Source organism: Psychromonas aquimarina ATCC BAA-1526, from assembly GCF_000428725.1.
Classification (GTDB): domain Bacteria; phylum Pseudomonadota; class Gammaproteobacteria; order Enterobacterales; family Psychromonadaceae; genus Psychromonas; species Psychromonas aquimarina.
On sequence record NZ_AUAM01000071.1, the window covers coordinates 1 to 9,576 of the forward strand.

At 39.4% G+C, this 9,576-nt stretch carries 11 protein-coding genes; 10 read left to right on the forward strand and 1 reads right to left on the reverse strand.

Annotation, left to right across the window (positions count from 1 at the left end):
• The 3 genes from G337_RS0117875 to traA form a co-directional block, all read left to right on the forward strand.
• Positions 1 to 440, forward strand: a 440-nt coding sequence (locus G337_RS0117875) for a TraB/VirB10 family protein (protein ID WP_028865100.1), incomplete at its 5' end; no start/stop codon positions are given.
• Positions 437 to 1,153, forward strand: coding sequence for a TraV family lipoprotein (locus G337_RS27865; RefSeq protein ID WP_051303370.1), 717 nt, complete (start codon positions 437 to 439; stop codon positions 1,151 to 1,153). The genes G337_RS0117875 and G337_RS27865, both read left to right, overlap by 4 nt.
• A 29-nt stretch (positions 1,154 to 1,182) precedes the next feature.
• Positions 1,183 to 1,503, forward strand: a complete 321-nt coding sequence (gene traA / locus G337_RS26615) for a TraA family conjugative transfer protein (RefSeq protein WP_051303372.1) — start codon at positions 1,183 to 1,185, stop codon at positions 1,501 to 1,503.
• A 104-nt stretch (positions 1,504 to 1,607) separates the two neighbouring features.
• On the opposite strand, the gene G337_RS0117890 is transcribed toward traA, so the two are convergent.
• A complete protein-coding gene (locus G337_RS0117890; protein ID WP_028865101.1) occupies positions 1,608 to 2,741 on the reverse strand; it encodes an RNA-guided endonuclease InsQ/TnpB family protein in 1,134 nt (377 codons plus the stop codon).
• 109 nt (positions 2,742 to 2,850) lie between these two features.
• Between G337_RS0117890 and G337_RS0117895 the strand changes: the two genes are divergently transcribed.
• The 7 genes from G337_RS0117895 to G337_RS29085 form a co-directional block, all read left to right on the forward strand.
• Positions 2,851 to 3,579, forward strand: a complete 729-nt coding sequence (locus tag G337_RS0117895; RefSeq protein WP_028865102.1) for a hypothetical protein — start codon at positions 2,851 to 2,853, stop codon at positions 3,577 to 3,579.
• Positions 3,580 to 3,584: 5 nt separating this feature from the next.
• The gene (gene traC, locus G337_RS0117900; protein WP_028865103.1) at positions 3,585 to 6,176 is read left to right on the forward strand and encodes a type IV secretion system protein TraC; all 2,592 of its coding nucleotides are present in this window, start codon (positions 3,585 to 3,587) and stop codon (positions 6,174 to 6,176) included.
• Positions 6,177 to 6,209: 33 nt separating this feature from the next.
• Entirely contained in the window at positions 6,210 to 6,731 is a 522-nt protein-coding gene (lepB, locus tag G337_RS0117905; protein WP_051303374.1) for a signal peptidase I, read from the forward strand.
• On the forward strand, positions 6,725 to 7,846 hold the full coding sequence (locus G337_RS0117910; RefSeq protein ID WP_028865105.1) for a hypothetical protein: 1,122 nt from the start codon (positions 6,725 to 6,727) through the stop codon (positions 7,844 to 7,846). The genes lepB and G337_RS0117910 overlap by 7 nt, the downstream gene beginning before the upstream one ends.
• Positions 7,839 to 8,864: a TraU family protein gene (locus G337_RS0117915; RefSeq protein WP_169719638.1), complete on the forward strand. Its 1,026-nt coding sequence runs from the start codon at positions 7,839 to 7,841 to the stop codon at positions 8,862 to 8,864. The genes G337_RS0117910 and G337_RS0117915 overlap by 8 nt, the downstream gene beginning before the upstream one ends.
• On the forward strand, positions 8,839 to 9,339 hold the full coding sequence (locus tag G337_RS0117920) for a lytic transglycosylase domain-containing protein (protein WP_051303376.1): 501 nt from the start codon (positions 8,839 to 8,841) through the stop codon (positions 9,337 to 9,339). The genes G337_RS0117915 and G337_RS0117920 overlap by 26 nt, the downstream gene beginning before the upstream one ends.
• A 55-nt stretch (positions 9,340 to 9,394) precedes the next feature.
• The coding region (locus G337_RS29085; RefSeq protein ID WP_028865108.1) for a hypothetical protein at positions 9,395 to 9,576 on the forward strand (182 nt) is incomplete at its 3' end.

A 9,576-nucleotide genomic window follows, 5' to 3' on the forward strand; every position in this document is an offset into this window, starting at 1 on the left:
ATGGAGATTTGGCAAGTGAACGTGCGTATTTGCGTGGCGAGGATATTTCTTGTATTCGTGAAGATGGCTTGGTCATTGAAACAGGTCTATCTGCTTATGCCGTGGGCGAAGACGGCAAAGCTGGTATTAAGGGAACATTAGTAAGTAGAAACTCAAAAGTGTTGATTAATTCAATGGCTGCCGGATTCATGGAGGGTTTAGCTGGTGCGTTTAATGTAACCCCTGTTCCCGTTATTTCAACAAATCCTACGGGACAGCAAGACTACCAAAGCGTATTTGATCCTGCCGCTGTGCAAGGGGGAGCGGCTAAAGGCGCAGCGACTTCATTTGAGAAACTAGCTGATTATTACATGGACTTAGCAGACGCAATGCACCCTGTAATTGAAGTTGGAGCGGGGCGTGTCGTAGATATTGTTATCACAAAAGGAACGCCGTTATGAAACATTTATTCTTATTTTTAGGTGTGCTGTCCTTAACAGCTTGTACTGTTGGGCAATCTGAATTTAATTGTTCAGGTGGTGACAATAATGCGCTATGTGGTTCATCGAGGGCAATTTATAAAGCTGCAGATGGTGATATTGAACTAGATGAAACATTAACCGTAATACATAACGGAGAAGCTAAACAGATATCGTTAAGTGAGTTTCAAGGGATCGGGAATAATTCAGAATCATTTAAAAATGAAGATGCTAATAATAGCGAAATAACATCAATGGACAGTCGTTCAGGTTACAAAGTAACCCAAACGCCCCCGTCAAAAAATACTGCAATTATTCAAAATACAACCACCAAAGAATTAGCGCATGACGTTGCTTATTCAGATTCTAGTCAAGTACCGCATAAATTTAGTTTTGATGGAAATGTTATTAGAGAGCCGACAAAAGTGATGCGTATTTGGGTAGCACCCTGGACAGACAGATCTGATGATTTGCATTTATCCAGCTTGATTTTTACTGATATTGAAAAAAGGAAATGGGCGATTTTAAGTGTCGATGAAAATAACACTGTTTCTACAGTTATCCCCCATTTAGGAAACTCAGCAAGCAGTGGTAAAACTAAAGGTAAGGGAAATACAAATTTAAACGGAATGAATATCAAGCAAGTAGATAAACAGGTTATAGAACAACGTTTCAAAGGAATGTCAACTAAATAATTACTTAACTACAACAAATGGAGAATATTATGAAAATTGATAATGCAAATATGGAAGAATTAAAGAGAAACACAGTGTTTTTTCTATCACTGATAGTGCTATGTGTTGTTCTTTCTCAGACAGTGATGGCGGGTACTGATGCAACGTTTGATGCGTGGGTTGATCAGTTAACAGACTGGATTGAGGGATCGCTGGGTAAGGGGGTATCAATCGCCTTCGTTATTATCGGTATCATCATGGGAATTGCTCAACAAACGCTAAAAGCCGTTGCTATTGGTGTTGGTTGTGCGCTTGGCTTGAACTTCACGCCAACAGTTATCAGCGCGATGTTTACAGCAACGTTATTATAAAACGGAGAGGCTATTGACATCCTCCCCGACCTAAAGGACGGGGATTCCCGTTAGGGTTTAACTTGTTGCCAAGTTAAAAGATTCCTGCTTCAAAGTTTGGAGCCTTAACAACACAAAGGTTGTTTAGGTCTTACCTTAACTCCACAGGCTAAGAGGGCTTGTCCAGCCCCTTTAATATTAATCGCGGCATTGGTATCGCGGTCAAGCTTGGATTCACAAGCTGGACAAGTCCAATGTCTTATATGCAAAGGTAGAGAATCAACAACGTGACCACAGCAATTGCAACGCTTACTAGACGGATACCACTTGTTAATTTTAACAAGGGTACGACCGTACCAATCAGCTTTATATGCCAGCTGGCGCACGAATTCGTCCCAGTTTGCATCACTGATTGCTTTAGAAAGCTTTTTGTTTTTGACCATGTTTTTTACGCTCAACGATTCGCAACTAATCACTTGGTTTTCGTTTATCAGTTTGGTTGTGAGCTTGTGGGTAAAGTCGCGTCTGCTGTCGCCTATCTTTGCCTGTATTTTGGCTACAACAAGTTTGGCTTTATGGAAGTTTGCAGATCCTTTCTTTTTCTTAGAAAGGTGCTTTTGAGCTTTTTTAAGTTTTGCAGCGTACTTAGCTGTATGGCGCGGATTTCCCGATTTAAATCCATCGGAAGTAATAGCAATATCAGTCAGCCCCAGGTCAATGCCAACGGTTTTATTAACCACTGGCAGGGATTTAGGCTCAAAACGGCAAAGCATGGAAACGAACCAACGGCCAGCACAATCTTTGCTGATTGTAATAGTTGTTGGTGCGCTAAGTATTTCACGGCTCCACTTGATATTAAGCGGGGCTTTACATTTAGCTATGTAAACTTTTCTATCTTTGTATTTGAAAGCCGACTTAGTGAATTCAGCACTTTGATTGCTGCGTTTTTTCTTAACGTTGGGGTATTTTGTCCGGCCTTTAAAGAAGTTTGTAAAAGCAGTTTGCTGGTTTCTAATAGACTGCTGCAAAGGAACACAAGAAACATCATTGAGCCAGTTAAACTCATCTTGTTTCTTGAGTTCAGTAAGCTTAGCGCTTGCAGAGTTGTAATTAGTGGATTCACCGTTGTTGTAATACGCATCGGTTCGCCATTTAAGAATAGAGTTATACACCACACGAATACAACCAAACGTCTGAGCAAGCAAATCTGCTTGTTCAGTTGTTGGATAAAATCTGTATTTATAGGCTCTTTCTCTCATGTCTCACAAGATGCATTTAAATCTTGTGAGGGTCAAATTAAATATGAGTGCTTTGCACTAAACGCTTACCTCCCCTACCTGAAGGAAGGGGTTTCACGCGAGGAAAAAGATGAATTTATTTAACATAGCGAAAATAACTTTGTTGGCTTCCACTTTTGTTTTCTCTGCAAGTTCGTTTGCGGAGAGAACACCCGAACAAATTTTTAAAGAGGTAAGTAAACGAGCAGATAAGGCAAGAACGTTACCAAAAGCTCAATCAGTCGTTTTATTTGGAAATGATAACGAAGCTGTTGTGATCCTTGATAATCCTCGCTGGGTGGTTAAGGGGCAGTTGTTCGATATGTTTCAAAACAAGCCGATTGCCAACACAAAAGAATTACTAATAGCGGAAAAGACAATACCGCTCAACCAGTTAAAGATAGACACGGTAAATGTACTTTCATTTACGCTTAACTCACAAAAATCAAAAGAGCTGATCATATTTATAGATCCGTTCTTAGCTGATTCAGCTAATACAGTTAATGTAATTGAAACAGCGTCTAAACATTATCGCGTCCGTTTTATATTAACGCCATTCACACAAACTTCAGTTGAACAGCTTTTTAAATTTTCATGCTTAGTCAAGCGTGAGTCTGCGAAACAAATTTTACAGCGAATCAAATACAAAAAATTTGGAACTGGTGAAACGTTCTGCGATCAAGACTTGGTTAGTAAATCTTATGGCCTAGCTGGATTTTTGAAATTAACTAACTCACCGACACTAATAGCCTCCAATGACATAGCCAGTGACGGAATGCCTGTCTCAATTGTGGCATTTTTAGCAAAAAATATGGAGTAATGAGCATGTTTGAATTTAATGAGAATAATGTAAGCCAGCTATTTAGGCCGATTGCACACTGCCCCGATACTAATATATTTGTTAATGATGATAATACCGCTGGTTTTTCGTATCTGTGTACTCCTATCTGCGGGTGGGATACTAAAACATTATCTGCAATTGGGCTGCTGCTCAAAGAACGATTTCCGCCTGATTCAATGCTCAGTTTTTCACTGTGGGGAAGTCCTGACATAAAGGATTATTTGTTAGCGTCTGATTTAATGCGCAGAAATTGTAAAAGAAAGGAAATGAGAGAGGTACATGATGTCGCGTTAGGGCATCTGTGGGGGGGAACAACAAACCCTGTAGAGATTAACCAGCATACGATGGTACGTGACATAAAATTAATTATTACGTTTAAAATGCCAGTTGAAAGTGTAGATATTTGTGACGAAGAAATAGAAGATATTTTAAAAATTAAACAGGCATTTGAACAATATCTTGGTAACGCGCATTTTAATCAAATAGAAATGACCGCTGAAATGTTGACTGAAATAATGAATTCAATGATTCATTGGGGCGATAAATCAGCGTGGAAAAATAAGGTAAGTGTAGGATGCGATGATTACAGGCCGTTAAATGAGCAGTTTGTGCAGCAAGATACAGCCATAAGCAAAGAAAAGGACGGTGTGACGTTTGAATGTAACGGTGAAGAAACGTACTGCAAAATGTTAACTGTTCATCGTTTTCCTAAAAAAACCCGAATTGGTACTGCTTTTCAATGGTTTGCCGATCCCTTTGGCGGGGATGGCTGTTTAACCCAAAATTTTCTAATTACTGTGAATTTACATTATCCCGAACAAAAGGGGATTAAGGACAAAGTTACAACAAAACATAACAATTACATCCGTCAGAGCCTTGATTCATTAAGTCGTTTCGCTCCCAAGATTAAAATAATGCGCGGTGAACTTGAAGAACTAACCAAAGACTTTGGTCAATATAAAGTCGTTAAACTGAGCTTGAGTGCCTGTATTTTTGCTAAGTCCAAACGTGAGGCAGAAAACGGTTTAACAACACTTCAAAGCATGATGGATAATTGCGGTACAACAATGATTCGTGAAGATACATTTGCCATTCCCTCGTTTATTAATAACCTCCCGTTTGGCGCTTGTGTGGAAGCAGCTAATAATTCGATGCGCTATTACACAATGTCTACAAAACACGCTATGCCGATGTTGCCAATTTTTAGTGATTGGAAAGGCACAGGCACACCGCAAATGCAGTTTGTAAGCCGTGCAGGTCAGATTATGAATTTTGATTTGTTCGACTCAGAAACGAATTACAACACGCTTATTTATGCAGAAAGTGGCAGCGGTAAAAGTTTTGTTGCCAATGAAATTACACGAAGTTATTTATCTACTAATGACAAGGTGTGGACGATTGATGCGGGTGAAAGTTATAAAAAACTTTCACGGGCGTTTAATGGTAATTTTATTGCGTTTAACGAAAATGCCGATATTTCAATGAACCCATTTACGATGATAGATGATACCGATCCGAATGCGTTTAATGAAGCCGTGACAATGCTTTCAGGGTTAATCGTAGCAATGGCTTTTAGTAATGATAAAGTGAGCGATTTACAATATAAAGTCATTGAAGAAATCATTGGTCGCGTTTGGAACGAAAAAGGCCAAAAAGCAAAAATTGATGATGTTGCTAAAGAATTAAAAGACGATTCTGATCAACGAATCCGTGATGTGGGCCGTCAACTATATTCATTCACCTCTCAAGGCCAGTTCGGTAAGTATTTCGATAAACCACACAACATAAGCTTTCATGGTGATTTTAACGTACTTGAATTAGATGGTCTTTCTGAAACACTAGATCTACAAGCTGTGGTTTTATATATCCTGATTGTTCAGATACAACAGGCAATGTATCACGAACATAAATTGGACAGGACTGTTAAAAGAATTGTAATAATTGATGAAGCCTGGGATTTATTAGGTAATTCTCCTGCTGTCACTGAGTTCATGGAGCGTGGATTTAGACGATTTAGAAAATATAACGGCTGCGGCATTGTAATAACTCAGTCGATTATGGACTTACAGCGTTCAGCTGCTGGTCGTGCGATTGCGGAAAATGCAGCAAACTCGCTTATCCTCAAACAAAAGGATTCAACTATTACCGCAGCAGAAAAAGATAATTTAATGTCGCTCCCTCCTGCCGGATACCGTTTACTTAAAAAGGTGAGTACCGTAAAAGGCCACTTTTCAGAAATATTTTTCAATTGCCAGGATTCAGGTATGGGGATTGGAAGGTTCATTGTTGATCCCAACCGCACACTGATGTACTCAACTCTAGCACAAGATAACGCCCTGATAGATAAATACACTAATGCGGGGTGTTCATTACCTGAAGCATTAACAAAGTCATGCGAAGAAAAGCGCATGATACGTTACCCGCTTACCCGTCCAGCATTTCTTGATTATAACCTTGCCACTTTAATAAAAAATAACAATGTAACAGGCTTATTTAATTCAACTCAAAACGATGAAAAAAAACTATATGAAGTGATTGAAAATGATGAAATTTTGGAACAAGAAATAGTTCTATAAAATATTAAGGGAGGTCATTAATTGGAGTTAATTATGAACAATAAGAAACGCATTCATCCGTTAATTTTTGCATCAAAAGCTATCTGGCTGATTGTTGCAATGCTTGTTGTTTTTCAAATTGCTAAATCATTTGTTTCTTCAAATTATTCAATATTAATAGACACTCAAGAGGAACGCTGCATACCCGAATACTCGGTATATTTTCAGGTTAAACAATTCAGTGAGATTAAACGTGATCAGATTTATGTATTCAAGGCTAACGGGCTTGAACCGTTCTTTGAAGACGGTACTCGTATGGGTAAGTACATTATTGGTGTTGAGGGCGATACGGTAGAAATAAATGCCAAAGGTATTTTTGTTAACGGCCTATTAAAAAGCACCGGCCTGGTTCTTGCCGAAAAATTAAATAGAAGCATCGAAAGTTTTTATACAACATACCAGATACCTGAAAATAAATTTTTCTTTATGGGAACGGCAGAGCGCTCTTATGACTCGCGTTATTGGGGATTAGCGGATCTTTCACAAATTAAAGGTGAGGCGATCCCGTTATGGTAAAAATAATTAATTTATTATTATTGGTCAGCTTGTCGTTTAACTGTAACGCAAATACCGATATTGATATGCAGGTACAGCAAGCGATTAAAAACGGTCAGGACGCACTTGATAGTGGCTTTATAGATCGCTTACTAAAGAAGAATAACGTAGCTGTTAATGAGTTAAGTGAAAGCTATCAAGGTGCTTCAGCATCGCCCACTGAGATTAGCTATAAAATTCTAATCAGTGCATCAATGGGTGATGATGAAATTAAAAGACTGTTTAAAGCGTATCAATACAGACAAGATGTAGCGTTTTATATTCGCGGTTTACTGAAGCATGAAAAAACAATTACAGATGCAAGCTTGCGTATTTATGCGTTAGTTAGAGATTACAAAACAACACCACCGCTTGTTTATTTAGATCCCACGCCATTCAATGATGTGGGCGCAGTTGTTGCCCCAATAATATTAGCGTACCAGGGCAATGAATTAATGCTGTCGGCAACGGGGCTAACAAACACTGCTTACATGCATGGACAATTATTGAGTGGTAAAACTGGTGATCTAGGTTCGTTTGGTGCAACAGCCGAAATTTCAGAACGTGATTTAACGGAAATATTAAAGGAACGCGCTGAAAAATTAGATACGGATAAATTAATAGCAGAGGCAAAAGATAACTACTGGCCTAAAGTGAAATTTTTGCAATTGCCTGAAGCGCTTGCAACAAGGCAGCGTAAATTTGTACCTGAGATCACTTTGAATGCCGATATTGTGACTCAAGAGGGAGTCGTTATTGCTAGACGTGGTGACACGTTTAACACGTTAGAAAGAATGCCATTTACTCAGCGCGTCATTATTTTTGATGCGACCAATGATGATCATATTGCCTTTGTTAAATCATTACCACCGACTCATCTTAGAACGAAATTGATTACTACCAAGTTCGACAGAACAAAAGAGTGGAACGCGATCAAGTACGTTGAGGCTCTGTTTAATTCTCCTGTTTATATGCTCAATAAAGATCTGATTAATGCGTTTGATTTACGTGTTCTTCCGACTGTCATTGAGGCTGATAATGAGCAGGATTTCTTCATATTAAGCGAGTTTGATGTGAGGGGTAGTGAGTATGAATAAACTACCGCTTATGGCCTTATTGCTTTGTTCTTCACCCATTTTAGCTGAAGAAATAAACAATCGTTTGGGTGAATGCAAAGATGCGAAAGTTTTAACTGGCTCAATGATTGCTGATACACCTTGGGACGCAATGTATCCAATAAAGTTGCTTGGATTTCAAATAAGCCCTACTGGTAGTGGTGCGCCATCAAACTCTAGCAGTAAAACAATGTGCAGTTGTGAGGATGATTTAGGCATCTTCGTGCCAGGGTTTACCCAATCAATGTATGAACCCGCCAGAATAATTGAATTAGTCCGTGAACCTGACTGCATGATGACATTAGGCGGTGCGAAATTAAGCATGACGAATGGCAGACAGCGGGGAACTATCGGTAGTAATGAGCAGGGAGCCGGACAGGGGGCTAAACCCGCTTTTTGGCACTATCACTATTTTGCATATCCGTTGCTGTTAATGTTAGAAATGTTAACGCCTAGTCGTTGTGGTGACGGCTATATGAGTATGGATTTACTGTATTTTTCTGAACTAGATCCAACATGGACAGATGAAGAACTAGGTTTTTTTGCCAACCCTGAAAGCGCTATTTTTGCTAATCCGATTTCAATAGCATCTTGTGTTATAGATAACGCGGCAGCCGCTGTTGGTGAACCCATTGATAGTATGTTTTGGTGTGCCGGAGCATGGGGCCAAATGTACCCAACTTCAGGCTACGTGAGTAATAAAAGTTCAATACCAACCAAAACAAGCCTGTTAGCTACACGTACTGTAGCTGCACTCCACAGGCGTTTATTGGCACGAAGAACGATGGGTGATGATGCGCTCTGTTCTGCTCCATTATTCCCGACAATTCCTAAGTCTCAGTACAAAATGAACATGATGTATCCCGTTGCAGAAAGGCAATCCGCGCACCGTATTGGTCAAACATCTATGACCTGGGGAGAGTGGAGAACTATTCCCTCTCAAGAAGACGCTGTTTACATGCTTTGGAGGTACAATGACTGCTGTCTTACTTTTTACTAGGTTGGTGATTTTAAATGGTTTTTTGTCTTGTTACTTGGTTTTGGTGCATTCTTCAGTAAGTGCATTTTGTTTTGAAGAAGCAGGTAAATATTACGATATTAATCCGTTATTACTGGAAGCGATTGCCTACACAGAATCTAGTTTAAGGCCAGATGCGTTTAATGATGCAAATTCCAATGGCACAGCAGATTACGGCCTAATGCAAATCAATAGTTCATGGTTTGTGAAGATTAGTGATTTCGGAGTTTCGCAAGATGATGTTATTAATATTCCATGCATAAATGTTTTTGTTGGTGCGTGGATACTTGCTCAAAATTTCAAATCGCATGGTGAAAACTGGAAATCAGTAGGTGCTTACAATGCCGGATTTTCATCAAAAAAGACAAAGGTTAAGGCACGTACTACTTATATAAACTTAGTGAAATCCAATCTCAATACACTAATGGAGAGTAGGCAGTCAACTACCCGTCCCTAAAGGAACGAGCTTATAAAAGCTCTTGTTGACCAGACTACAAACAGGAGATTTAAAATTGTTTGTAAACGATAAGGCAGAAATAGGTACGTTGGAATGCCGCCTCAGTTCTAACCTCTACGGTGCTGCGTTAAACAGAGCTAAAGGGTTAGGCTCAGTGCGTATCACGAAAAACCTGCCATTATCTGGTCGAGAGGAAGTCGGATTAATTGGACTACTCCAAAGCCAATTAGCACGCAC

Coding starts and splice junctions, on each gene's coding strand:
- G337_RS0117910 (WP_028865105.1), top strand. CDS start 6,725: ATGGTAAAAATAATTAATTTATTATTATTGGTCAGCTTGTCGTTTAAC.
- traC (WP_028865103.1), top strand. CDS start 3,585: ATGTTTGAATTTAATGAGAATAATGTAAGCCAGCTATTTAGGCCGATT.
- G337_RS0117895 (WP_028865102.1), top strand. CDS start 2,851: ATGAATTTATTTAACATAGCGAAAATAACTTTGTTGGCTTCCACTTTT.
- traA (WP_051303372.1), top strand. CDS start 1,183: ATGAAAATTGATAATGCAAATATGGAAGAATTAAAGAGAAACACAGTG.
- G337_RS27865 (WP_051303370.1), top strand. CDS start 437: ATGAAACATTTATTCTTATTTTTAGGTGTGCTGTCCTTAACAGCTTGT.
- G337_RS0117890 (WP_028865101.1), bottom strand. CDS start 2,741: ATGAGAGAAAGAGCCTATAAATACAGATTTTATCCAACAACTGAACAA.
- G337_RS0117915 (WP_169719638.1), top strand. CDS start 7,839: ATGAATAAACTACCGCTTATGGCCTTATTGCTTTGTTCTTCACCCATT.
- lepB (WP_051303374.1), top strand. CDS start 6,210: ATGAACAATAAGAAACGCATTCATCCGTTAATTTTTGCATCAAAAGCT.
- G337_RS0117920 (WP_051303376.1), top strand. CDS start 8,839: ATGACTGCTGTCTTACTTTTTACTAGGTTGGTGATTTTAAATGGTTTT.